This window comes from Leifsonia williamsii (assembly GCF_030433685.1).
GTDB lineage: Bacteria > Actinomycetota > Actinomycetes > Actinomycetales > Microbacteriaceae > Leifsonia > Leifsonia williamsii.
Map to the genome: position 1 here is coordinate 2,038,156 of NZ_JAROCF010000001.1, position 23,869 is coordinate 2,062,024.

The 23,869-nt window shown below is 69.8% G+C and carries 23 protein-coding genes; 18 read left to right on the forward strand and 5 right to left on the reverse strand.

What is annotated here, in order from left to right:
* Position 1: 1 nt before the first annotated feature.
* From P5G50_RS09550 to P5G50_RS09605, 12 genes are all read left to right on the forward strand, one after another.
* Entirely contained in the window at positions 2–1,300 is a 1,299-nt protein-coding gene (locus P5G50_RS09550) for an MraY family glycosyltransferase (RefSeq protein WP_301210699.1), read from the forward strand.
* Positions 1,297–1,791, forward strand: coding sequence for a Cg1360 family ATP-synthase-associated protein (locus P5G50_RS09555; RefSeq protein WP_301210698.1), 495 nt, complete (start codon positions 1,297–1,299; stop codon positions 1,789–1,791). Before P5G50_RS09550 ends, P5G50_RS09555 begins: the two co-directional genes overlap by 4 nt.
* 172 nt (positions 1,792–1,963) lie before the next feature.
* Entirely contained in the window at positions 1,964–2,761 is a 798-nt protein-coding gene (gene atpB / locus P5G50_RS09560; protein WP_301210696.1) for a F0F1 ATP synthase subunit A, read from the forward strand.
* Positions 2,762–2,812: 51 nt separating this feature from the next.
* Complete coding sequence (gene atpE, locus P5G50_RS09565; protein ID WP_064111451.1) at positions 2,813–3,034, forward strand: ATP synthase F0 subunit C; 222 nt, start codon at positions 2,813–2,815, stop codon at positions 3,032–3,034.
* Between the two features lie 32 nt (positions 3,035–3,066).
* Positions 3,067–3,621: a F0F1 ATP synthase subunit B gene (locus tag P5G50_RS09570; RefSeq protein ID WP_301210695.1), complete on the forward strand. Its 555-nt coding sequence runs from the start codon at positions 3,067–3,069 to the stop codon at positions 3,619–3,621.
* Entirely contained in the window at positions 3,621–4,412 is a 792-nt protein-coding gene (locus P5G50_RS09575; RefSeq protein ID WP_301210694.1) for a F0F1 ATP synthase subunit delta, read from the forward strand. The genes P5G50_RS09570 and P5G50_RS09575 overlap by 1 nt, the downstream gene beginning before the upstream one ends.
* Positions 4,413–4,435: 23 nt before the next feature.
* Positions 4,436–6,073: a F0F1 ATP synthase subunit alpha gene (atpA, locus tag P5G50_RS09580; protein ID WP_301210693.1), complete on the forward strand. Its 1,638-nt coding sequence runs from the start codon at positions 4,436–4,438 to the stop codon at positions 6,071–6,073.
* 30 nt (positions 6,074–6,103) lie between these two features.
* Positions 6,104–7,003 carry a F0F1 ATP synthase subunit gamma gene (locus tag P5G50_RS09585; RefSeq protein ID WP_301210692.1) on the forward strand — a complete coding sequence of 300 codons (900 nt, stop codon included), beginning with the start codon at positions 6,104–6,106 and terminating at the stop codon, positions 7,001–7,003.
* 36 nt (positions 7,004–7,039) lie between these two features.
* A complete protein-coding gene (atpD, locus tag P5G50_RS09590; RefSeq protein WP_301210690.1) occupies positions 7,040–8,503 on the forward strand; it encodes a F0F1 ATP synthase subunit beta in 1,464 nt (487 codons plus the stop codon).
* A gap of 1 nt (position 8,504) precedes the next feature.
* Positions 8,505–8,765 carry a F0F1 ATP synthase subunit epsilon gene (locus P5G50_RS09595; protein WP_301210689.1) on the forward strand — a complete coding sequence of 87 codons (261 nt, stop codon included), beginning with the start codon at positions 8,505–8,507 and terminating at the stop codon, positions 8,763–8,765.
* Position 8,766: 1 nt separating this feature from the next.
* The gene (locus tag P5G50_RS09600) at positions 8,767–9,324 is read left to right on the forward strand and encodes a P-loop nucleotide/nucleoside kinase family protein (RefSeq protein WP_301210688.1); all 558 of its coding nucleotides are present in this window, start codon (positions 8,767–8,769) and stop codon (positions 9,322–9,324) included.
* A complete protein-coding gene (locus P5G50_RS09605) occupies positions 9,324–10,136 on the forward strand; it encodes a YaaA family protein (protein WP_301210687.1) in 813 nt (270 codons plus the stop codon). The genes P5G50_RS09600 and P5G50_RS09605 overlap by 1 nt, the downstream gene beginning before the upstream one ends.
* Positions 10,137–10,460: 324 nt before the next feature.
* On the opposite strand, the gene P5G50_RS09610 is transcribed toward P5G50_RS09605, so the two are convergent.
* Both P5G50_RS09610 and P5G50_RS09615 read right to left on the reverse strand, forming a co-directional pair.
* Complete coding sequence (locus tag P5G50_RS09610; RefSeq protein WP_301210686.1) at positions 10,461–11,141, reverse strand: DNA-3-methyladenine glycosylase I; 681 nt, start codon at positions 11,139–11,141, stop codon at positions 10,461–10,463.
* A complete protein-coding gene (locus P5G50_RS09615; RefSeq protein WP_301210684.1) occupies positions 11,138–11,635 on the reverse strand; it encodes a methylated-DNA--[protein]-cysteine S-methyltransferase in 498 nt (165 codons plus the stop codon). Before P5G50_RS09615 ends, P5G50_RS09610 begins: the two co-directional genes overlap by 4 nt.
* 113 nt (positions 11,636–11,748) lie before the next feature.
* Between P5G50_RS09615 and P5G50_RS09620 the strand changes: the two genes are divergently transcribed.
* Complete coding sequence (locus P5G50_RS09620) at positions 11,749–12,720, forward strand: aldo/keto reductase (RefSeq protein WP_301210682.1); 972 nt, start codon at positions 11,749–11,751, stop codon at positions 12,718–12,720.
* A 43-nt stretch (positions 12,721–12,763) separates the two neighbouring features.
* On the opposite strand, the gene P5G50_RS09625 is transcribed toward P5G50_RS09620, so the two are convergent.
* A complete protein-coding gene (locus tag P5G50_RS09625) occupies positions 12,764–13,579 on the reverse strand; it encodes a DUF1206 domain-containing protein (RefSeq protein ID WP_301210680.1) in 816 nt (271 codons plus the stop codon).
* 108 nt (positions 13,580–13,687) lie between these two features.
* On the opposite strand from P5G50_RS09625, the gene nusA reads away from it, so the two are divergent.
* The 5 genes from nusA (at position 13,688) to P5G50_RS09650 (ending at position 21,133) form a co-directional block, all read left to right on the forward strand.
* The gene (gene nusA, locus P5G50_RS09630; protein ID WP_301210678.1) at positions 13,688–14,692 is read left to right on the forward strand and encodes a transcription termination factor NusA; all 1,005 of its coding nucleotides are present in this window, start codon (positions 13,688–13,690) and stop codon (positions 14,690–14,692) included.
* 80 nt (positions 14,693–14,772) lie between these two features.
* Positions 14,773–15,051 (forward strand): YlxR family protein, encoded by a 279-nt coding sequence (locus P5G50_RS09635; RefSeq protein WP_301210677.1) that lies wholly within the window; start codon positions 14,773–14,775, stop codon positions 15,049–15,051.
* A 79-nt stretch (positions 15,052–15,130) separates the two neighbouring features.
* Complete coding sequence (gene infB, locus P5G50_RS09640; protein ID WP_301210676.1) at positions 15,131–17,905, forward strand: translation initiation factor IF-2; 2,775 nt, start codon at positions 15,131–15,133, stop codon at positions 17,903–17,905.
* An 86-nt stretch (positions 17,906–17,991) separates the two neighbouring features.
* Positions 17,992–18,486: a 30S ribosome-binding factor RbfA gene (gene rbfA, locus P5G50_RS09645; protein WP_301210674.1), complete on the forward strand. Its 495-nt coding sequence runs from the start codon at positions 17,992–17,994 to the stop codon at positions 18,484–18,486.
* A 79-nt stretch (positions 18,487–18,565) separates the two neighbouring features.
* A complete protein-coding gene (locus tag P5G50_RS09650) occupies positions 18,566–21,133 on the forward strand; it encodes a LuxR C-terminal-related transcriptional regulator (RefSeq protein ID WP_301210672.1) in 2,568 nt (855 codons plus the stop codon).
* A 33-nt stretch (positions 21,134–21,166) separates the two neighbouring features.
* Here the strand turns inward: P5G50_RS09650 and P5G50_RS09655 are convergent, their stop codons facing one another.
* Together P5G50_RS09655 and P5G50_RS09660 are read right to left on the reverse strand one after the other, a co-directional pair.
* Positions 21,167–22,069, reverse strand: coding sequence for a class C sortase (locus tag P5G50_RS09655; RefSeq protein WP_301210671.1), 903 nt, complete (start codon positions 22,067–22,069; stop codon positions 21,167–21,169).
* An 85-nt stretch (positions 22,070–22,154) separates the two neighbouring features.
* Positions 22,155–23,708: a SpaH/EbpB family LPXTG-anchored major pilin gene (locus P5G50_RS09660; protein ID WP_301210669.1), complete on the reverse strand. Its 1,554-nt coding sequence runs from the start codon at positions 23,706–23,708 to the stop codon at positions 22,155–22,157.
* Between the last annotated feature and the right edge of the window lie 161 nt (positions 23,709–23,869).

The window sequence follows — 23,869 nt, forward strand, 5'->3', positions numbered from 1 at the left end:
CGTGACCCTCCTCCTCGCCCTCGCCCTGATCTCGGCCGTCATCACGTTCGGGATGTCGCTCGTCGTCTGGAAGCTGGCGCTCAAGTACAAGCTGTACCCGGCGGTCAGGGCCAGGGACGTGCACACCCGGCCGACGCCGCGGCTCGGCGGGATCGCGATGTTCCTCGGCATCCTGGTCGCCTTCGGCGTCTCCTGGCTGCTGTCGAGCCAGTTCGGCGTGCTCTCGCTGATCTTCTCCGACTCCGGGCCGATCCTCGCCATCCTCGGCGCGGCCCTCCTCATCGTCGTGATCGGCGTCGCCGACGACATCTGGGACCTCGACTGGATGACCAAGCTCGCCGGTCAGTTCGTGGCCGCCGGCCTCGTGGCCTGGCTCGGCGTGCAGATCTACTCGCTGCCGATCGGCGGGCTCACCGTCGGCTCCCCGGTCATGAGCATCGTGCTCACCCTGTTCGCGATCGTCCTCGTGATGAACGCCATCAACTTCATCGACGGGCTCGACGGCCTCGTCGCCGGGGTCGCGCTGATCGCCAACGGCACGTTCCTCATCTACACGTACCTGCTGCAGCGCGAGATCAGCCCCACCAACTACTTCAGTCTCGCGGGCGTCATCGCGGCGATCCTGGTCGGCGCGTGCGCCGGCTTCCTGCCGCTCAACTGGCACCCGGCCAAGATGTTCATGGGCGACGCGGGAGCGCTGTTGATCGGCCTGCTGATGGCGACCTCCGCCATCTCGGTAACGGGGACCATCAATCCCGAGACGCTGCAGACCCTCGGCAAGTCGTCGCTGGTGCCGGCGTTCATCCCGATCATCCTGCCGTTCGCCGTGCTGGTCATCCCGCTGCTCGACTTCAGCCTCGCGGTGATCAGGAGGCTGCGCGCCGGCAAGTCGCCGTTCAGCGCCGACCGCAAGCACCTCCACCACCGCCTGCTCGACATGGGCCACACGCACCTGCACGCGGTCCTCATCTTCTACGCGTGGACCGCGGTGCTCTCGATCGGCTGCCTGCTGTTCTTCTTCGACCCGTACTGGATGGCCATCGTCTTCGTCGCCGTCGGGCTCGTGGTCTGCACCGCCGTCACCCTCGCCCCGCTGAGCCGCCGCAAGGCCAACGAGGCCGCCGCGGAGCTCGCGCCCGCCGGGACGAGGGAGGCCGTGGAGACCGCGCGGTACGACGCCCTCGACGCCGCCAGCGAGGCCCACCGCGCGGCCGCGCAGCCCGTCGTCGTCACCACGGGGGCCGTCCCCGCCGAACAACCCGCATCCACCCCGCCCGCGCAGACCGAGGAGAACCGATGACCGACCCCCAGGACGGCGCCCCCGCCCCACGGCCGGCCCAGCAGCCCGCCCAGCCCACCTCGACCCCGGTGCTGCGGGACGTGCTCAAGTACGGCCTGATCCTCGCCGGCGTCATCGCCGTGGCCGGGATGCTGCTCGGCGGCCTCTTCGCCGGCTGGATCGGCGTCACCAGCGCGTTGATCGGCACGGTGATGGCCGCGGTCTTCCTCAGCATCACCGCTCTGAGCATCCTGATCGCCAACCGGTTCATCGGCTCCGACCTGTTCGTCGGGCTGTTCTTCGGCATCGTCCTCGGGGGCTGGATCCTCAAGTTCGTGCTGTTCCTGGTGCTCGCGATCGTGCTGCGCGACCAGCCGTGGATCAACCCCGTCGTGCTCTTCCTGAGCCTGATCGCGGGGGTGATCGGGTCGCTCGTCGTCGACATGATCGTCGTGTTCCGGTCCCGCGTCCCCTACGTCAGCGACGTGACCCTCCCGGGGGAGAAGCGCTGAGCCGTTTTCGATTCGTTACCCTGCGAAAACTCTTGTAGAGTTGTCGTGATCCCCCCACCCGAACGCGCCACCAGCTTCATGGGCGCGGTATTCCCGGGTGTCCACCGTTCGTCGTCGCGAGAGCCCTCGGCTCGACGCCCCGAAACAGGAGATAGCGCTGTTAGCTAACGCTGTGAACCTGCTGGTCCAGGCCGCAAGCTCCGATGATGGAAGCTTCCAGGGTCCCTCGATCAACGAGTTCTTCCCCCCGACCCTGTTCACCATCGGTGGCCTCGAGTTCAACCGCATCATCGTCGTGCGCCTCCTCGCCACGATCGCCCTGATCCTCATCTTCTGGCTCGGCACCCGCCGCATGAAGCTCATCCCGGGCCGCTTCCAGTCCGTCGTCGAGATGGGTCTCGACTTCGTGCGCGTGAACATCGCGGAGGACCTGCTCGGCAAGAAGGACGGTCGTCGCTTCCTGCCGCTGCTGACCACCATCTTCTTCATGGTGCTGTTCTTCAACATCACCGGCATCATCCCCTTCCTGAACATCGCCGGCACGTCGGTGATCGCCGTGCCGCTGCTGCTCGCGATCGTCGCGTACGTGACCTTCATCTACGCCGGCATCAAGAAGAGCCCGAAGAACTTCTTCAAGAACGCGCTCTTCCCGCCCGGGGTGCCGTGGTTCCTCTACATCATCGTGACGCCGATCGAGTTCGTCTCGACGTTCATCCTGCGCCCGATCACGCTGACCCTCCGACTCCTGATGAACATGGTCGTCGGGCACCTGCTGCTCGTCCTGTTCTTCACGGCGACGACGTTCTTCTTCTTCAACGCCGGCGGTTTCTGGGCCCTCTTCGGAATCGGCACCTTCGCCTTCGGCTTCGTCTTCACGCTCTTCGAGATCCTGGTCGCAGTCCTGCAGGCCTACGTCTTCGCGCTGCTCACCGCTGTCTACATCCAGCTGGCAGTCGCCGAGGAACACTAAGAACGATCCGCGCACCCGCACGGATCGCCATCACGGAAGGAAACACACAACGTGGACATCGCTGCAATCAACGGCAACATCGCCACCGTCGGTTACGGCCTCGCCGCCATCGGCCCGGCCATCGGCGTGGGCATCGTCGTCGGCAAGACCATCGAGGGCGTGGCCCGTCAGCCCGAGCTGGCCGGCCGTCTCCAGGTCCTGATGTACATCGGTATCGCGTTCACCGAGGCGCTGGCCTTCATCGGCATCGCGACCTACTTCATCTTCGTCTGAGTCCCCTTCAGCCCGTCCTGTAAGGAGGAACGATGCTTAACGGCGTGCTCAGGGCCGCCACCGAGGAACAGCACAACCCGCTGATCCCCGCGTGGCCCGACATCATCGGCGCGCTCATCTGCTTCATCGTCATCCTGTTCTTCTTCTGGAAGCTCGTGCTTCCGCGCATGAAGAAGCTGCTCGATGAGCGTGCTGAGGCGATCGAGGGCAACATCGCGAAGGCCGACGAGGCCCAGCACAAGGCCGAGGCGCTGCTGGAGGAGTACACCGCCCAGCTCGCCGACGCGCGTGCCGAGGCCGGTCGCATCCGCGAGCAGGCCCGCACCGACGGTCAGAAGATCGTCGCCGAGGCCAAGGAGACCGCGACGGCCGAGGCCGCGCGCGTCACCGCGTCCGCTCAGGCGCAGATCGAGGCCGAGCGTCAGAGCGCGCTCGTCTCGCTCCGCAGCGAGGTGGGCTCGCTCGCGATCGACCTCGCCTCCGGCGTGGTCGGCGAGGCGCTCACCGACGACAAGAAGTCGCAGGCGATCGTCGACCGCTTCCTGGCCGACCTCGAGGCGAGCGAGAAGGCAGGGTCGAGCAAGTAATGGGAAGCGCCACCAGAGAAGCATTGGCCCGGTCCGCGTCGGCTCTGGCCGGTCTGGGATCCAAGGCCGATCTGGCGACGGCTGAAGACCTGTTCGCCGCAGGACGAGTCGTCGCCGACTCCGCCCAGCTCCGTGCGGTCCTCAGCGACCCCTCGGCGGACGCCGCCGGCAAGAAGGCCCTCGTGCAGCGCATCTTCGGATCGCTGTCCGCGCCGGCCGTCGAGCTGCTGACGGTCGTCGCCGGCGAGCGCTGGTCCGGACAGGACGACCTCACTGCCGCCATCGAAGAGCTCGGCATCCGCTCGATCGCCGCTTCGGTGCCGGCCGACGTCGACCTCGTCGCCGAGCTGCTCGCGTTCGGAGGCGCCGTGACCTCCGACGCGCAGCTCGAGCTCGCGCTGCGCAGCAAGCTCGCGGACCCGCAGGCCAAGGCGGCTCTCGCCGAGCGCCTCCTCGCGGGCAAGGCGTCGGCGCAGACCGTCGCCATCGTGCGCCAGCTGGTGCTGCAGCCCCGCGGGCGCAGCATCCGCGAGGCGCTGCGCGAGGCGACCCGCGCCGTCGCCGCCCAGCACGGACAGACGCTCGCGACCGTCACCACGGCCAAGCCCCTTCCGGCGGCCCAGGTGGAGCGGCTGCGTGCGACGTTGTCGGCCACCTACGGCGAGCTCAAGCTCTCCGAGGTCGTCGACCCGGCCATCATCGGCGGTCTGCGGGTGCAGATCGGCGACGACGTGATCGACGGCAGCGTCGCGTCGCGCCTCAACGAACTACGACTTCAGCTGGCGGGCTGACCGCCTCTACAGAGGGAACAACCATGGCAGACATTCAGATCAGCCCCGACGAGATCCGGAGCGCGCTCCAGGACTTCGTCACCACGTACGAGCCGAGCAGGGCGGAGACCACCGAGGTCGGACACGTCCTCGACGCCTCCGACGGCATCGCGCACGTCGAGGGCCTCCCCGGCGTGATGGCCAACGAGCTCATCCGCTTCGCCAACGGCACGCTCGGCCTCGCCCAGAACCTGGACGAGAACGAGGTCGGCGTCGTCATCCTCGGCGAGTTCGACGAGATCGTCGAGGGCATGGAGGTGACCCGCACCGGCGAGGTCCTCTCGGTCCCCGTCGGCGACGGCTACCTCGGCCGCGTGGTCGACCCGCTCGGCAACCCGATCGACGGCCTCGGCGAGATCGCCAGCGAGGGCCGCCGCGAGCTCGAGCTCCAGGCACCCGGCGTCATGCAGCGCAAGTCGGTGCACGAGCCGCTGCAGACCGGCATCAAGGCGATCGACGCCATGATCCCCGTCGGCCGCGGTCAGCGCCAGCTGATCATCGGCGACCGCCAGACCGGCAAGACGGCCATCGCGATCGACACGATCATCAACCAGAAGGCCAACTGGGAGTCGGGCGACGTCAACAAGCAGGTCCGCTGCATCTACGTCGCGATCGGTCAGAAGGGCTCGACCATCGCCTCGGTGAAGGGCGCCCTCGAGGACGCCGGCGCGATGGAGTACACCACCATCGTCGCGGCCCCCGCCTCCGACCCGGCCGGCTTCAAGTACCTCGCCCCTTATACCGGCTCGGCCATCGGCCAGCACTGGATGTACGGCGGCAAGCACGTCCTGATCATCTTCGACGACCTGTCGAAGCAGGCAGAGGCCTACCGCGCCGTGTCGCTCCTCCTCCGGCGTCCGCCGGGACGCGAGGCCTACCCGGGTGACGTCTTCTACCTGCACTCCCGCCTGCTGGAGCGTTGCGCCAAGCTCTCCGACGAGCTCGGCGCCGGCTCGATGACCGGTCTGCCGATCATCGAGACCAAGGCGAACGACGTCTCCGCGTACATCCCGACCAACGTGATCTCGATCACCGACGGCCAGATCTTCCTGCAGTCCGACCTGTTCAACGCCAACCAGCGCCCCGCGGTCGACGTCGGCATCTCGGTCTCGCGCGTCGGTGGCGACGCCCAGGTCAAGTCGATCAAGAAGGTCTCCGGCACGCTCAAGCTCGAGCTCGCCCAGTACCGCTCGCTCGAGGCGTTCGCGATGTTCGCCTCCGACCTCGACGCGGCCAGCCGCCGTCAGCTCGCCCGTGGCGCCCGCCTCACCGAGCTGCTCAAGCAGCCGCAGTACTCGCCGTACCCGGTGGAGGAGCAGGTCGTCTCGATCTGGGCCGGCACCAACGGCAAGCTCGACGAGGTCGCGGTGGAGGACGTCCTGCGCTTCGAGTCGGAGCTGCTCGACCACCTGCGTCGCAACACCGACATCCTCACCACGCTGCGCGAGACGAACGTCCTCGACGACGACACCGTCTCCAAGCTCGGCGCCGAGGTGGACAAGTTCAAGCTCGAGTTCCAGACGGGTGAGGGCAAGCCGCTCGCCTCGGTCGGACGCGAGGAGTTCGAGGCCATCGCCGAAGAGGACGTCGACCAGGAGCGTATCGTCAAGGCCAAGCGCTGAGACGCGCGCGGCTAGGTATTTAGGAGACACATGGGAGCCCAGCTTCGGGTCTACCGGCAGAAGATCCGCTCTGCCCAGACGACCAAGAAGATCACCCGTGCGATGGAGCTGATCTCCGCCTCACGCATCCAGAAGGCGCAGGCGCGAGTGGCCGCCTCCTCGCCGTACGCCCGCGCGATCACGCGCGCGGTGTCGGCGGTGGCGACCTACTCGAACGTCGAGCACGTGCTGACCACCGAGCCGGAGAAGATCGAGCGCGCAGCGATCGTCATCTTCTCGTCGGACCGCGGTCTGGCCGGCGCGTTCAACTCGAACGTGCTCAAGGAGTCCGAGAAGCTCGCCGAGCTGCTGCGGAGCCAGGGCAAGGACGTCGTCTACTTCCTCGTCGGACGCAAGGCGCAGGGCTACTTCAGCTTCCGCCGCCGCGCGTTCGAGCGGGTGTGGACCGGCAACACCGATGCGCCCGAGTTCGAGCAGGCCAAGGAGGTCAGCGACGCGATCCTGGAGTCCTTCCTGCGCGACGCCTCCGACGGCGGCGTGGACGAGATCCACATCATCTACAACCGCTTCGTCAGCATGCTGACCCAGGAGCCGCAGGTCGTCCGCCTGCTCCCGCTCGAGGTCGTCGAGGGCGTGGAGGAGCCGGACCGCACGCAGGTCCTGCCGCTCTACGAGTTCGAGCCCGACGTCGGCACGGTGCTGGACTCCCTGCTCCCGGTGTACATCGAGAGCCGCATCTTCAACGCGATGCTGCAGTCGGCCGCCTCCAAGCACGCCGCGACGCAGAAGGCGATGAAGGCGGCCAGCGACAACGCCGACAAGCTCATCACCGACTACACCCGCCTGGCCAACAACGCCCGACAGGCCGAGATCACGCAGCAGATCTCCGAGATCGTGGGCGGCGCGGACGCGCTGAGCTCCGCCAAGTGACCCGGACGAACGTCTAACACGAGAAGAGAACGAATCATGACTACCGCTACCGCCGAAGCCCAGGCTTCGACCGCGCAGCCGGCCGGCGTGGGACGCATCGCCCGCGTCACGGGTCCGGTCGTCGACATCGAGTTCCCGCACGACTCGATCCCGGGCATCTACAACGCCCTGAAGACCACCATCACCATCGGCGACCAGTCGACCGAGATCACGCTCGAGGTCGCGCAGCACCTCGGCGACGACCTCGTCCGCGCCATCGCCCTGAAGCCGACCGACGGCCTGGTCCGCGGCGGCGAGGTGCGCGACACCGGCGCCCCGATCAGCGTCCCGGTCGGCGACGTGACCAAGGGCAAGGTGTTCAACGTCACCGGCGACGTCCTCAACGCGGAGCCGGGCGAGACCATCGAGATCACCGAGCGCTGGCCGATCCACCGCCAGCCGCCGTCGTTCGACCAGCTCGAGTCCAAGACCCAGCTGTTCGAGACCGGCATCAAGGTCATCGACCTCCTCACCCCGTACGTGCAGGGTGGCAAGATCGGCCTCTTCGGCGGTGCGGGCGTCGGCAAGACCGTCCTCATCCAGGAGATGATCCAGCGCGTCGCACAGGACCACGGCGGTGTCTCGGTGTTCGCCGGTGTCGGCGAGCGCACCCGTGAGGGCAACGACCTCATCCACGAGATGGAGGAGGCGGGCGTCTTCGACAAGACCGCGCTCGTCTTCGGCCAGATGGACGAGCCGCCGGGGACCCGTCTCCGCGTCGCGCTCTCGGCTCTGACGATGGCGGAGTACTTCCGCGACGTGCAGAAGCAGGACGTGCTGCTCTTCATCGACAACATCTTCCGCTTCACCCAGGCCGGTTCCGAGGTGTCGACCCTGCTCGGCCGCATGCCGTCCGCGGTGGGCTACCAGCCGAACCTCGCCGACGAGATGGGCCTCCTCCAGGAGCGCATCACCTCGACCCGCGGTCACTCGATCACCTCGCTGCAGGCGATCTACGTGCCGGCCGACGACTACACCGACCCGGCGCCGGCGACCACGTTCGCGCACCTCGACGCCACGACCGAGCTCTCCCGCGAGATCGCGTCGAAGGGTCTGTACCCGGCCGTCGACCCGCTGACCTCGACCTCTCGCATCCTCGACCCGCGTTACCTGGGCGAGGACCACTACCGCGTGGCCACCACGGTCAAGCAGATCCTCCAGAAGAACAAGGAGCTGCAGGAGATCATCGCGATCCTCGGTGTCGACGAGCTGTCCGAAGAGGACAAGATCACCGTGTCGCGCGCCCGCCGCATCCAGCAGTTCCTCTCGCAGAACACCTACATGGCGAAGAAGTTCACCGGTGTCGAGGGCTCGACCGTCCCGCTGAAGGACACCATCGAGTCGTTCGACGCCATCGCCAAGGGCGAGTTCGACCACGTGGCCGAGCAGGCCTTCTTCAACGTCGGTGCGATCACCGACGTCGAGGAGAAGTGGGCGCAGATCCAGAAGGAGAACAGCTGACATGGCTGTCCTCAACGTGAGCGTCGTCGCCGCCGACCACGAGGTGTGGTCGGGCGAGGCGAGCATGGTCGTGGCGCGGACCGTGGAGGGGCAGATCGGTATCCTGCCCGGCCACGAGCCGCTGCTCGCCATCCTCGCCGAGGGCGAGGTGCGCGTCACCCTGAACGGCGGGGAGTCCATCGCGGCGCAGGCCGACGACGGCTTCCTCTCCGTCGAGAACAACACGGTCACGATCGTGGCCCGTCAGGCGGAGCTCGTCTGACATGACCGACAAGGCAGCCCCGCTGGAGCGGCAGTTCGGAGACGTCCGCGTCCCCGTCCTGGTCGCGATGGCGGGGCTGCCCGGTTCGGGCAAGTCCACCATGGCCGAGATCCTCGCCGGCCGGCTCGGTGCGACCGCCATCTCGGTGGATCCCATCGAGGCGGCCATCCTGGCCGCCGGGATCGACGCCGACCAGCCGACCGGCCTCGCCGCGTACCTCGTCGCGGAGAAGATGGCCGAGCAGGTGCTCCAGTCCGGCCACTCGGTGGTCGTCGACGCGGTCAACGCCGTCGAGCCGGCGCGCCTGCAGTGGCGCGACCTGGCCCAGCGGTGCCAGGTGAAGCTCCACATCATCGAGACGGTCTGCACCGACGACGCCGTCCACGAGGAGCGCCTGTCGAAGCGGACGGGTCTCGTCACCGGGTACGCCGTCGAGCAGAGCATCGCCGACTACGACGAGTGGCGCGGCGCGGCCGCGTCGCTCCCGCGCATCAGCCTCGACACGTGTCGCCCGCTCGGCGAGAACGTCGAGGCGGCGCTGGCCTTCCTGGAGCGGTAGTGCTGATCCTCCTCCCGCCCTCCGAGACGAAGAGGGACGGGGGAGCGGGTGCGCCCCTCGACCTCGGTGCCCTCCGTTTCCCGTCGCTCGCGCCGATCCGCCGCGAGGTGGTGGAGGCGGTGCTCGCGCTCTCCGAGGATCACGACGCCACCCTCCGCGCCCTGAAGCTCGGCCCGAAGCAGGCCGGAGAGGTGGAGCGCAACCGCGCCATCCCCTCCTCGCCGACGCATCCGGCGCTGCTCCGCTACACGGGCGTCCTGTACGACGCGCTCGACGCCGACTCTCTCACCGAGGCGCACTGGGCGTACGCGGCCGAGCACGTCGCGGTGCAGTCGGCGCTGCTGGGCATCGTCGGAGCGGCCGACCCGATCCCCGCCTACCGGCTCTCGTTCGACTCGCGTCTCTCGACGGAGCGGGGCGTGCCCTCCCTCAAGAAGCGGTGGGCCGCAGCGGGAGCCGCCGCGCTCGTGCAGCGTCCCGGGCTGATCCTCGACCTGCGCTCGGAGGGCTACGCCGCCCTCGCTCCGCTCCCTGACCGCGACGGCGCCCATTACGTGCGCGTCCTGGCCCGCGACTCGGGCGGGCACGTGCGCGCGCTCAACCACTTCAACAAGCAGGCGAAGGGGCTCTTCACGCGCGCCCTGATCGAGGCGGGGGTGGTGCCGGCCACCACCGACGAGCTGCTCGCGTGGGCCGCCGACGAGGGGTACGAGCTCACCCCGGCGGACGACGGGACCCGCGATCTCAACCTGGTCGTGCCGGAGGTGGCCGGCGCGCCGGGCAGGCTCATGGCTGTGCTGCGCGCCTCCTGAGGCGAGTGCTCCGGTGCGGCCGCGCCTGCGGCGTGATCGCGCCGGCCCTGCGGTCGGGCCGGGAATGCGGTCGGGCCGGCAGTAGCGTTGTCCGGGGCCGTTCTCGCTGGTGGAGCGGCGTCCGCTCGTGCCCGACCGCACGCGGATTCACACCGTCCCCACCCGGCCCCGGCTGAACGTGGAACACGTCCGTGACGCACGCCGCCGGCCCGACTGGGCGAGTAGACGGCACCCCCGCGGCGCCGCCTGCTCGGATCTCACGATCCTTTCTCGCTTGTGGTGAGCATAACTCAGTTTTAGGACTTCAACAAGGATGCGCGCGGGTCAGGCGCGGAAGCATCCCTCCAGGTGGTCGTCGACCATCCCGGTCGCCTGCATCAACGCATACATCGTGGTGGGCCCCACGAAGCGGAACCCGCGGCGCCGCAGCTCCTTGCTCATCGCCGTCGACTCGGGTGTCACGGCCGGGATGTCGGCCCATTCGCGAGGCCGACGTGGCGACGGCTCCGGAGCGAAGCTCCACATGAGCTCCTCCAGGGGGACGTCGAGGGCGAGGACCGCCTTCGCGTTGTTGATCGTCGCCTCGATCTTGCCCCGGTGCCGGATGATGCGCGCGTCCACGAGCAGCGCCTCCACCTCGGCATCGCCCATGGCGGCGACGCGCTCGGGCTCGAACCCGTGGAACACCTCCCGGAACGCGGGCCGCCGCCGCAGGATCGTGATCCACGACAGCCCGGCCTGGAACCCCTCCAGGCACAGCTTCTCGTAGAGCGCGCGCGGATCGTGCTGCGGCGTGCCCCACTCCTCGTCGTGATAGCGCCGGTACTCCGCGTCGTTCGCCGACCAGGCGCAGCGAGCCACTCCGTCATCGCCGACGATCACCGGCTGTCGCGCGGACACAGGTGCCGCCGCGGGGGCGTCCACGGGTGCATCCACCGCGGGTGCCGCAGCAATCCCATCGGGTGCGCCGGCGGGGGAGGAGGTCGTCTCGTCCGTGGTGCTCATGCGGCCAGCGTGATCCCCTCGTGCTCGAGGAGCCACAGCTTGGTCGGGATGCCCTCGCCGCCGCTGTACCCGGTCACGCGACCACTGGTCGAGAGCACGCGGTGGCAGCCGACGATGATCGGAACGGGATTCGCGCCGACCGCTCCGCCGATCGCCCGCCCGTAGCGCGGGTAGCCGAGCATGGCCCCCAGCTCGCCGTACGAGGTGATCGTGCCGAAGTCGAGCCGGGCGAGCTCCTCCCACACCGCCCGCCGGAAGGGCGTGCCCTCGAGCCGGACCGGCACGTCGAAGCGGCGCCGCTCGCCGGCGAAGTACTCGCCGAGCTGGCTCGCGGCGGTGTCGAGCACGGCGTTGCTGCGCTCGGGGTGCTCGTCGAGTGGGAGGCGGCTCTGGCGCTCGATCGCGAGGGAGGTGACGGCCTCGCCGTCGCTGGTCAGCTCGATGCGGCCGATCGGACTCGGCAGCCGGAGGAGGTATTCGGTGGAACTGCTCATGGGTCGACTCTAGGCGGAGCCGCCGACGCCGTCTCGCGGGAATCGGACATCGGGGACAACGGTCACGAGCCCCCGGCCTGTGGAGAAAATCGCGGCCGCCTAGACTCGAAGCCATGGCGAACATCGAGTACCGCACCCTGGGCGAATCCGGCCTCATCGTCTCCACGATCGGCCTCGGCTGCAACAACTTCGGCCGCAAGGACACGGCGACCGAGACCCAGGAGGGCACCGACGCCGTCATCGGCGCTGCGATCGACGCCGGCGTCACGCTGTTCGACACCGCCGACATCTACGGCAAGGAGCGCGGCCTCTCCGAGACGCTCATGGGCCGCTCGCTCGCCGGCAAGCGCGACAAGATCGTCCTCGCCACCAAGTTCGGCCAGGACATGCAGGGCGCGAACGGCCCGGACTGGGGCGTCCGCGGCTCCCGCCGCTACATCCGGCTCGCGGTGGAGGCGTCGCTGCGGCGCCTGCGCACCGACTGGATCGACCTCTACCAGCTGCACGTCCCCGACCCGGTGACCCCGATCGAGGAGACGCTGGAGACGCTCGACGACCTCATCGCCGAGGGCAAGATCCGCTACATCGGCCACTCGAACCTGTCAGGCTGGCAGATCGCCGAGGCGGAGTTCACGGCGCGGCTGGGCGGCCACCCGAAGTTCGTCTCGGCGCAGAACGAGTACAGCCTCCTCGCGCGCGACGCTGAGCGGGAGGTGCTGCCGGCGGTGAACCGGTACGGCCTGGGCTTCCTGCCCTACTTCCCGCTCTACAACGGGCTGTTCACCGGCAAGTTCAGCCGGGAGGGCGGCCCGAGCGACAGCCGCATCATGATGATCCGCAAGCACCTGCTCGACAACGCGCCGTGGGACCGGATCGAGCGCTATCAGGCGTTCTGCGACGAGCGCGGCGTGAGCATGCTCGCCGCGACCTTCGGCTGGCTGCTGGCCCAACCCGGGCTGACCTCCGTCATCGCCGGTGCGACCAAGCCGGAGCAGATCGTGGCGAACGCCGAGGCGGCGACCGCGTGGACGCCGACCGCCAAGGAGGCGGCGACCATCTCCGCGATCTTCGAGCCGGCCGCCTAGCAGGGCGCCGTTCGCTCAGAGCGAACGAGCCCCCGGCCGCTGCTCACAACCGCGCGGCGACCGCCCGCACGCACCAGAACACCCCGTACGCGATCAGTCCGAGCGCGATCAGGATGAGCAGCACCGGCCCGAACGGGATCTGCAGCAGCGCCTTCAGGCTGCCGTCGAGCCCGCCGGCCTTCTCCGGGTCGTACGTCACGGCACCGGCCACGACGAGGCCGCCGACGATGATCAGCGCGACGCCCTTCGAGACGTAGCCGACCCTCCCGAGCGTGCGGGTGGCAGTGGCAAGGCGGTTCGGCGGGAGGCGCATGTCCTTCTCGAACCGGTGGGTGACGCCGTTGCGGATGAACACCGCACCGGCCACCGCGATGCCGATGCCGATGGCCGCGAGCACGAAGACCCCGCCCGGCATCTCCAGCAGCCGCGCGCTCATCGACTTCTCCGAGTTCGACGCGTCCTGCTTGCCGCCCATCGCGATGGAGATCGCGATCACGGCCAGGGCCGCGTAGACCACGCACTTCACGATCTCGGTGACCCGGGTCCCCGCCCGCGGCGACATGATCGCCACGAGGATCTGCCAGAGGGAGAGGAAGACGAGCCCGACGATCACGAGCCAGACGGCGAAGAGCCCGCCGGGCACGGCGACCAGCGCCTGCAGCGCGCCGGACTGGTCGGCGTTGCCGCCGCCTCCGCCTCCGCCGCTGCCGCCGCTGCTCAGGCCGCCGATCGCCAGGGCGAGCGCGATGGCGCCGATGAGGATGTGCAGCACGCCGATCGAGGCGAGGCCGACCCGTGCGAGCACCCGCACGGCGGGGTTGCCTGCGACGCGCGAGGCGGCCCTGGAGGGGGAGGTCATGCACCGCACGGTACGCGACGTTCCCGCCTTCGGGAATCTCGGGTACCGTAGTGAGTCGAGTCCGTCGCGCCATCGTGCGGCGGCGCAATCTGAATAGAGGAGGCCGGCATGGACATCGACCTCAGCGTCTTGCGTCTCATGGAGCGCGAGAAGGAGATCCCGTTCGACGAGCTGGTGCAGATCATCGAGCAGGCGATCCTCACCGCGTATCTGAAGCACACCAATCAGGCCGACCACCGTCACGGCCACGGCGAGCCTCCGGCCGCCCGGGTGCACCTCGACCGCAAGACCGGGCATGTCACCGTCTACGTGCCGGAGCGCGACGAGGAGGGCAACGTCATCGGCGAGGCCGAGGACAGCCCCAGCGACTTCGGCCGCATCGCTGCGTTCGCGGCCAAGCAGGTCATCAACCAGCGCCTGCGCGACATCGCCGACGACGCGGTGCTCGGCGAGTTCCGCGGCCGCGAGGGCGACATCGTCGCGGGCGTGATCCAGCAGGGTCCGAACCCGCGCATGGTGCACATCGACCTCGGCAGCGTGGAGGCGATCCTCCCGCCCGAGGAGCAGGTGCCCGGCGAGGACTACGCGCACGGCTCGCGCATCCGGGTGTACGTCACGAGCGTGTCGAAGGGGCCGAAGGGTCCGTCGATCACGGTGTCGCGCACGCACCCCGCGCTGGTCCGCAAGCTGTTCGCGCTCGAGGTCCCCGAGATCGCCAGCGGCGTCGTCGAGATCGTCTCCCTGGCTCGGGAGGCGGGCCACCGCACCAAGATGGCGGTCCGCGCCACCGAGCCCGGCGTCAACGCCAAGGGCGCCTGCATCGGCGAGCTCGGTCAGCGGGTCAGGGCGGTCACGGCGGAGCTCAACAACGAGAAGATCGACATCGTCGACTACTCGCCCGATCTCGCGACGTTCGTCTCGAGCGCGCTGTCGCCGGCGAAGGTCACCAGCGCCTTCGTGATCGACGAGTCGCTGAAGGCCGTGCGCGCTCTCGTGCCCGACTACCAGCTGTCGCTCGCGATCGGCAAGGAGGGCCAGAACGCCCGCCTCGCCGCGAAGCTCACGGGCGCGAAGATCGACATCCAGCCGGACTCGATCCTCGACCGCGACTAGCCGGAATGCCGCGGGGAGCCGTCGCGTTGTTCAAACCGTGGCCTCCCGCCGTTTCGGCGCCCATGCGCCGGAGGGGTAAGATGGAAGCTGTCAGAACGTGCGTCGGATGCCGTTCTCGCGCTCAGCGGTCCTCACTTCTGAGGGTCGTCGCCCAGGAATCGCAGATCGTGGTGGACCCGTCCGCCACGCTGCCGGGGCGGGGCGCGTGGCTGCATCCGACTTTCGAGTGTCTCGACAAAGCCCAGAACAGGCGGGCCTTCGGGCGCGCCCTCCGGGTGGAGGGGACCCTCGACACCGCGGCCATCCGGTCGCACCTCACGAGAGAACAGGCTGAAGAAGCAGTGACTTCACATGAGTGAGAACCGATGAGCGGCTCGAAATGAGAACCGTCCGCAACTAACGCCTGCCCTGTCTGGGTAGGCCCAGACAGGAGAATTTGTGGCTGCAAAACCACGCGTACACGAGGTCGCGAGCGAGCTCGGCGTCGACAGCAAGGTCGCGCTCGCGAAGCTCAAGGAGATGGGCGAGTTCGTCAAGGGCCCGTCCTCGAGCATCGAGCCTCCGGTGGCCCGCAAGCTGCGTGCCGCCCTCGAGGCCGAAGGACACACCACCGACAAGGCGCAGCAGGCGCCGAAGGCCACCGCGCCGTCGGCGGGCGCCCCGCGTCCGCAGGCCCCGCGCCCGGCGCAGTCGTCCGAGCCGCAGGAGGCGCGCTCCGGCGCCCCCAAGCCGCAGGCGCCGATGTCGGTCGCCGAGCGTCAGGCTGCCGCCGAGAAGGCTGCCGCCGAGAAGGCTGCCGCCGAGAAGGCCGCCGCTGCTGAGGCGACCCCGCAGGCCAAGCCGGAGGCCGCGTCCGACGCGGTCAAGCCGTCCGGCCCGCGCCCCGGCGGCGGGTCGATCCCGCGTCCGGGTGCCCCGCGCCCCGGCAACAACCCCTATTCGTCGAACCAGGGCATGGGCCAGCGCCCGAGCAACCCGCGACCGGGCAACAACCCGTTCGCGAGCTCGCAGGGCATGGGCCAGCGGCCGTCGCCGGGCAACATCCCGCGTCCGGCGCCGCCTCGCCCCGGCTCGCCGCGCATCGGCGCGCCCGGTCAGGGCGGCCAGGGTCGTCCCGGCGGCCAGCGCCAGGGTGGCGGCGGCGGTCGTCCCGGCTTCCAGCAGCGCCCCGGTGCCGGTGCCGGTGCCGGTACCGGCGGCGGCTTCCAGCGTCCGGGCGGCGGCTTCAGCGGCCCCCGTCCCGGTGGCGGCGGCGGTCGCGGTCGCGGACCGGGCGGCGGCACGGCCGGCGCGTTCGGTCGCGGCGGCGGCAAGAGCAAGGCCCGCAAGTCGAAGCGCGCGAAGCGTCAGGAATTCGAGATGCGGGAGGCCCCGTCGCTGGGCGGCGTGAGCGTCCCCCGCGGCAACGGCAGCACCGTCGTCCGGCTGCGCCGAGGCGCCTCCATCTCGGACTTCGCCGACAAGATCGACGCGAACCCCGCGTCGCTGGTCACCGTCCTCTTCCACCTGGGTGAGATGGCGACCGCGACCGAGTCGCTCGACGAGGCCACCTTCGAGGTGCTCGGCGAGGAGCTGGGTTACAAGATCCAGGTCGTCTCGCCCGAGGACGAGGACAAGGAGCTCCTGGAGGGCTTCGACATCGACCTCGACGCCGAGCTGGAGGGCGAGTCCGACGAGGACCTCGAGATCCGTCCGCCGGTGGTCACCGTGATGGGTCACGTCGACCACGGAAAGACGCGCCTCCTCGACGCCATCCGCAACGCGAACGTCGTGGCGGGCGAGGCCGGCGGCATCACCCAGCACATCGGTGCGTACCAGGTGTGGACCGAGCACGAGGGCATCGAGCGCGCCATCACCTTCATCGATACCCCTGGTCACGAGGCGTTCACCGCCATGCGTGCCCGTGGTGCCCAGGTGACCGACATCGCGATCCTCGTGGTCGCGGCCGACGACGGCATCATGCCGCAGACGATCGAGGCGCTGAACCACGCCCAGGCGGCCAACGTGCCGATCGTGGTCGCGGTCAACAAGATCGACAAGCCGGAGGCGAACCCCGCCAAGGTGCGTCAGCAGCTGACCGAGTTCGGTCTCGTGGCCGAGGAGTACGGCGGCGACGTCATGTTCGTCGACGTGTCCGCCCGCAACGACATCGGCATCCAGGACCTCCTGGACGCGGTGCTGCTGACGGCCGACGCCGGGCTCGACCTGCGCGCCAACCCGAACAAGGACGCGCGCGGTGTCGCCATCGAGGCGAAGCTCGACAAGGGCCGCGGCGCCGTCGCGACCGTGCTCATCCAGTCCGGAACCCTGCGCGTCGGCGACGCGATCGTGGCGGGCACCGCCTACGGCCGCGTCCGTGCGATGGCCGACGAGAACGGCGACCCGGTCCTCGAGGCCGCGCCGTCCCGCCCGGTCCAGGTGCAGGGCCTCTCGAGCGTCCCGCGCGCCGGCGACACCTTCCTCGTCACCGAGGAGGACCGCACGGCCCGTCAGATCGCCGAGAAGCGCGAGGCCGCCGAGCGCAACGCGCAGCTGGCGAAGGCCCGCAAGCGCATCTCGCTCGAGGACTTCACCCGGGCCCTGGAGGAGGGCAAGGTCGAGGCGCTCAACCTCATCATCAAGGGCGACGTGTCCGGTGCCGTGGAGGCGCTGGAGGAGTCGCTCATGAAGATCGAGGTCGACGAGTCGGTCAGCCTCCGCATCCTGCACCGCGGTGTCGGCGCGATCACCGAGTCGGACATCGACCTGGCGACCATCGACAACGCGATCGTGATCGGCTTCAACGTCCGCCCGGACGTGAAGGCGCGCGAGCGTGCGGCCCGCGAGGGTGTGGACGTCCGCTTCTACTCGGTCATCTACAACGCCATCGAGGACATCGAGAACTCGCTCAAGGGCATGCTCAAGCCCGAGTTCGAAGAGGTCCAGTCCGGTGTGGCCGAGATCCGCGAGGTGTTCCGCTCCTCCAAGTTCGGCAACATCGCCGGTGTCATCGTCCGGTCCGGCACGATCACGCGCAACGCCAAGGCGCGCGTCATCCGCGACGGCGCCGTGGTGGGGGACAACCTCGCCATCGAGTCGCTGCGCCGGTTCAAGGACGACGTCACGGAGGTCCGTACGGACTTCGAGGCCGGTATCGGACTCGGCAAGTACAACGACATCCAGATCGGCGACGAGATCGAGACGACGGAGCTTCGCGAGAAGCCGCGCGTCTGATCCAGAGCGCTCCGAAGGCCCGGCGGTTCGTCCGCCGGGCCTTCGGGCTTACGGCCCTCGGGCCCACGGAAGGTAGGAGGCACACCATGGCCGATCCGGCACGCGCGAGGAAGCTCGCGGACAGAATCAAGGTCATCATCGCCAAGCGGCTCGACCGCGGCCTGCGCGACCCGCGCCTCGGCTTCGTCACGATCACCGACGTGCAGGTGACCGGCGACCTCCAGCACGCCACGGTCTTCTACACCGTGTACGGCAGCGAGGAGGAGCGCCAGGGCACTGCTGCGGCGCTCAAGGCGGCGACCGGGATGCTGCGCACCGAGGTGGGCAAGAACATCACGGCCCGGCTCACGCCGACCCTCGAGTTCCAGCTCGACGCGATCCCCGAGAACGCCGCCCACATCGAGGACCTGCTGCGCCAGGCGCACCAGCGCGACACCGAGGTGGCCGACCTGGCCGCCTCCGCGCAGTACGCCGGCGAGGAGGACCCGTACATCAAGCCACGCGACTACGACGCGGAGGAGGACGACGAGCTCGACGGGGACGACGACCTCGACGGCGACGAGGCGGCCGACCGCCGCTGAATCGACCCGTTGCGCACCGCGACGCCCGCACGAGAAGATATTTCTCATTCGGGTTCCGGTGCGAAGCGAGGTCACGTCCATGTCCGTCGGGGGAGCGGAGGCACGGCGCGTCTTCCAGAGCGCCACGTCGGGCAGGAACGTCGAGCTCGTCGGCCCCCGCCTCTCCGGCAGATCCCACGTCTTGCGCCTGGTCGAACAGGAGTATCGGCGGGCGGGCTACACCGTCGTCGTCGTGCGGGGTGCCGGTGACCAGCTGCCACTGGCGGCGCTCCGTCTTGCTCTCTCGGATGCCGCGGAGCTGACGCGCCCCGGTGCGCCCGCCCCGGCCAGGATCGCGGGCATCCTCGCGGAACGGCGGCCGGCGGCGGTCCTCGTGGACGACGCCGACCGGCTCGACCAGCCGTCGTGGGAGGCGGTCGCCCTCGCTCATCGCACCGCCGGATTCCCCATCGTCGCCGCGGTCGGCCGAGGAACGAGCGTTCACGACCCGCGGGCGCTCGGGCAGCTCGCGCCTCCGGTGCGGGTGGCGCTCGAGCCGCTCTCGCTCGACGACGTCCAGGACGTTCTCGTCCACCTGCTCGACGGCGACGTCGCCCCGACGCTCGCCTCGCGCCTGCATACGAAGTCGGGCGGCCGGATCGGCCTCGTGACGGCTCTCGCCGGTGCGGCGGTCGCCGAGGGTCGCATCCGTCGCCGAGAGGAGACGTGGACCGACCTCCCCGACCTCTGGTCGGACGCGCTCGCGCCCGTCTACGACGCTCTGCTCGCCGACGCCGACGAACCGCTCGCGGAGGCCGTGGAGATGCTCGCGCTCGCCGGCGTGATCGAGCTCGACACCGCCCTCCGTCTCGTCGGGGAGGAGCGGGCGGAGCGATTGGAGCGGGCGTCGCTGCTCCGGGTGTTCATGGTCCGCTCCCGGGCGATGGCTGCCGTGGAGCCGCCCGGGCTCACGGACTATTTCCTGCATCGACCGCACTCCGCGCGCCGCAGCCGCCTCCTGACGGCGATCGAGGCGCTGTCGGCGGCGCAGCGCGACTCCCGCAACGCTCCGGTGCCGTCACGCGCGCTGCCCGAGCCCGTGGCGGGCACGACCGAGCTGCCTCAGCTCGCCCACATGTTCCGCGACGCCTTCGCCGGCGCGTCCAGCGCAGCGGCGTCGGAGTGGCGGCAGACGCGGTCGGTCTCCGCCGCCGTCCGCGTCCTCTCGCTGCAGCTCACGGGGCCGGTCGACCACCAACTGGTCGAAGAGATCCTGAGCGGCACGCTCCTCGACGGCGCCGCCGAGGAGGATGCGCTCGCGTTCCGCTTCCTGGCCTCGCGCTGGCGGCTGACCACCGGCGAGGGGCCGGAAGCGGCGATCGACACGCTCCGGGAGGGCGTCTCGCCGGACGCGGTGTTCTCTCCTGCGGTGGAGGCTCTCACGATCTGCCTGCGCATGGAGACGTCCGCCGTCGCTGCCGACGCCGTCGTCGCCCTCGAGCGCCGTGCCGCCGGGGAGGATCCGAACGCCGCCGTCGCGCGTCTGGTGCTCGCGTTCGCCTCCATCGTCTCCGGTCGCGGCCGCGAGGCGCTCGCACACCTCGACGCCATGCCCGCGCCCGTTCGAGGCACCATCCTCGCCGCGCAGCACGAGTACGCGTACGGTCTCGCGCTGTACGCGGCCGGCCGGCTCGAGCAGGCCGCCGAATGGGCGGGTTCGCACCTGCAGCGCTGCCTGGCCGAGGCCGATCGGGATGGACTGGTCGGACATGCGTACGTGGCGGTTCTCGCGCGTGCGGCATTGGGGCAGTTCGACGAGGCGTTCAGCACGGCGCAGCTCGTCCTGAGCACGGGCGCCACCGCGGGTCAGCTGCTGTTCGCTCCCGATCGCGCGGTGTTCGTGGTGCTGGCTTTCGTCGCGATCCGCACCGGCAGGGGTCCGGCCGCCCGCTCGCTGGCCGGTCGGGCGGCCGACCTGCCCGGTCGCAGCGACGCCCTCCCGTTCGGATCGACCTCCATGGTGGAGGCCGCGAGACGTTCGGCGGAGGGGGCGGGCGAGGAGGCGGCGGCCGCGTATCGCGATCTCGCCGACGCGGTCCGCGACCGCGGATATCTGCTGGCGGCGGAGACGCTGGAGCTGCTCGCGGTGCTGGCGCATTTCGATGTGGAGGCGGCCGCGAGCCTGTCCACGGCCGGGGGTGCGGCGTCCGGCGACCTCTACCGCGCGTGGATCACGGGCCTGACGGCACAGGCCGCCGGCGACGCGGACGGCCTCGTGGAGGCCGGACGCGACCTCGGCGCGCTGGGCGCGCGCGATCAGGCGATGAAGCTGCTCGGCCAGGCGGCCCGCCTCTACCGGGCGCGCGGGGACGACGCCGGGGCCGAGCGGGCGCAGGGCGAGCTCCGTCTCCTGCTCGATGAGAGCGTCCACACGGCGGGCGGCGCCATCGACGATCTCGGGCTGAGCGAGCGGGAGGCCGACATCATCCGCGAGATCGCCGCCGGCCGCTCCAACGTGGAGATCGCCGGCCGGCTGGGCGTCAGCGTGCGCACGGTCGACTCCCACCTGCGGAACATCCGGCAGAAGACCGGGGCGGTCGATCGTGATGATCTTGCCCGGATCGCCGGACGGTCCGCGCCCGCAGCGACGGAGCATCCGGTTCCGTGACGTTCGCGATGCGAGCCGTGCGAGCTGCTCCGCTCACGCGTCGCCGGTGACGGGGGCCCTTCGGTACGGACCGCGCCGCCCCTCGCTCCGCCTGATGAGCGGGTGCAGCACGTAGGCGGCGCCGAGCAGCGTGGCCCCGGCCGCGATGACCGCCCACCAGGGGAAGGGAGCGGCAGGGGCGACCGTCGCCGACTCCTGGGCGAGCGCGTCCGGGGCGGCGATGCGCTCACCGCGGACCAGCAGGCGGTGGGAGTTCACGTGGAGCGGTGTGCACGTCACGAGCGTCACGTAGTCCTTCCCCGGGACGATCTGGAGCGCGCTGATGTCGTCCGGCTCGACCACGGCGATGTGGTCCACCCGGTAGAAGAGCGGTTTGTTCACGGTGGTGACGCTGAAGACGTCGCCGACCTTCACCTTGCCGAGGTCGGTGAACATCGTGGCTCCGACGAGCCCCGAGTGCGCGGTGATGACGGCATGGGTGCCAGGCCCGCCGATGGGCAGCGACGACCCGTAGAGGTGTCCGGCTCCCAGGTCGAGGGTGTGCGGGCTCGTCCCGTGCATGACGGGGAGGCTGAGGTCGATGGAGGGGATGGTCACGCGGGACATCACCTCCACCCCGGGCACACGGAGCTGGGTTTCGTAGTCGGCCTCGGCCGCGGTCGCGGGGGCCGCAGCGGTCTCGTCCGCGAGCTCGTACGGGTCGCGGAGCACGCCCTCGGGAAGGTTCGCGTTGTAGCGCTGGGCCCGTTCCAGCAGGTCGTCGACGCGCGTGGGGCTCAGGGCCGCCGAGTTCGTCGCAAAGCTTCTGAGCTGTGAGGCGTGCGCCTCGTCCGAGAACCACGTCGAGGCGGGCGGGTACAGCATGAGGCCGACGCCGAAGGCGACGGCCGTGACGGACAGGAGCCTGCGCCTGAGGGGGTGGCGGGTGCCGGCCATCGGTTCTCCTCTTCTGGTCGGGTACGGGGACGACGGCAGGCCGGGGGAAGGGAGGTGTTCTCCTTCCCCCGGCCTGCGGCGGGGATCAGCTCTGCTGGGCAGGCTGACGGCGTCGGCGGACCGTCATGTAGACGACACCGGCGATCACGACGAGTGCGCCCGCGCCGTAGAACAGGGTGGCGCTGAGGGGGGAGCCGGTGAAGGGGAGGGTGAAGCCGTCGTTGTGCTTGGCGTTGTCGATCTCGAGGGTGGTGGCGTTGGCGCCGAGGCCCATCGCGGTGGTCTTGATCGGCTCGGCGAGCAGCTCACGGCCGGTGGGGGCCTTGGTCTCGACCAGCCAGAAGTACTGGTACTTCGGGTCGGTGGTGGAGGTGAGCTGCTGGTTGTCGGCGAAGTCGGACTGCCGCAGACCGGTGATGGTGACGGTGCCGTCGGCGCCGGTGGTCCACGTGCTGGTGCCGTCGATGGTGATCGCGTTGGTGCCCGCAGCGGCGTCGGCCGCGGTCGGGTAGAGCTTGAACTGGGCGCCGGCGAGGGAGAGCGCCTGGTTCTCGGCGGCGCGCTTGTGGATCTTGATCGCGGCGAGCTTGGTCTCGACCGGGCCGACGGGTACCGGGGTCGTGGGGATGTTGGGGTCGGTCGGGGTGCCGGGGGTGGTCTCGCCGGGCTTGCCGGGCTTGATCGCGAAGCTGGCCTGGTTGGGGTAGACCCAGGCGACGTTGATGATGTCGCCGTCGATGCCGATGCCGTTGCTGACGGCGTTGACGATGGTGTCGAGGACGACCTTCACCTGCGCGGAGGCGTCCGCGGTCTTCGCCGCGGCGAGCTTGTCGCGGCCGGTCGCGGTGAACTCGACGGTCACGGTGTTGGACGCGGCGTCGAAGCTCGTGGTGTAGTCGGTGCCGGAGCTCAGGGCGGGGCCGGAGGTGAGCGTGACCGTGGCGGTCTTATAGGTCAGCCGCGTGTCCAGCGGGTCGACGATGCGGTAGCCGTCGGTGGCGGGGCCGGCGGGGATGTCGCCGAGGATGGTCCAGACCACGGGGCCGCCCATGGCGATCTCGGTGGCGTCCTTGACGGTCTTGGAGCCGCCGACCTTCGAGTTCTTGGGGTAGACGTGGACGTCGTACATCCACTTGTCGAGGTTGGCCGGGTCGGTCATCGGGACGGTGATCAGGAACGGCGCGGCCGGGGTGACGCCGGCGGGGTACTTGGTCTCCGTGACGTAGTAGAGGCCGAGGTCGAGGTTGCTCGCCTTGGCGATGCCCGTGCTGGCGGTCGTGACCACCGACTTCGTGGCCGACAGCTGGCTCTGCGCCTGTGCGGGGGTGAGGGTGGTCGCGGTCTTCCAGCCGGCGTTCGTCGTGAGATCGACGTTGTTCACCTTCGTGATGGTGAACTCGACGCCCTGCATCGGGGTCAGACCCGCGAGGTCGCCGTGGTCGGCGCCGTCGGCCTCCACACCGGGGCCCGCGGCGGGCATCTCGTACTTGTGGATCGTGATCGAGCCCTTCTTGGTGGCGTCGATCGTCGACGGGGTGACGGCTGCCGACGCCATCGATGCGCCGGCGAGCGCGAGCAGCGCACTGGCCGCCGTAGCGGCGACGAGCTGCACGGCCCGCTTGGTGATGCGTGAATGCACGGGAGTTCCTTCTGCTTTCTCTGTCGGGATGCATCCACGGGAAGTGCCGTGGCGCCCGTCAGAGAATAAGAAATATCGCCGACTGGTCGCGGGCTGTCCACCGGACCTACGTCGGTGCAGCCGAGGGAGTACGCGACCGCATCCAGGGCAGAGGGAGTCCA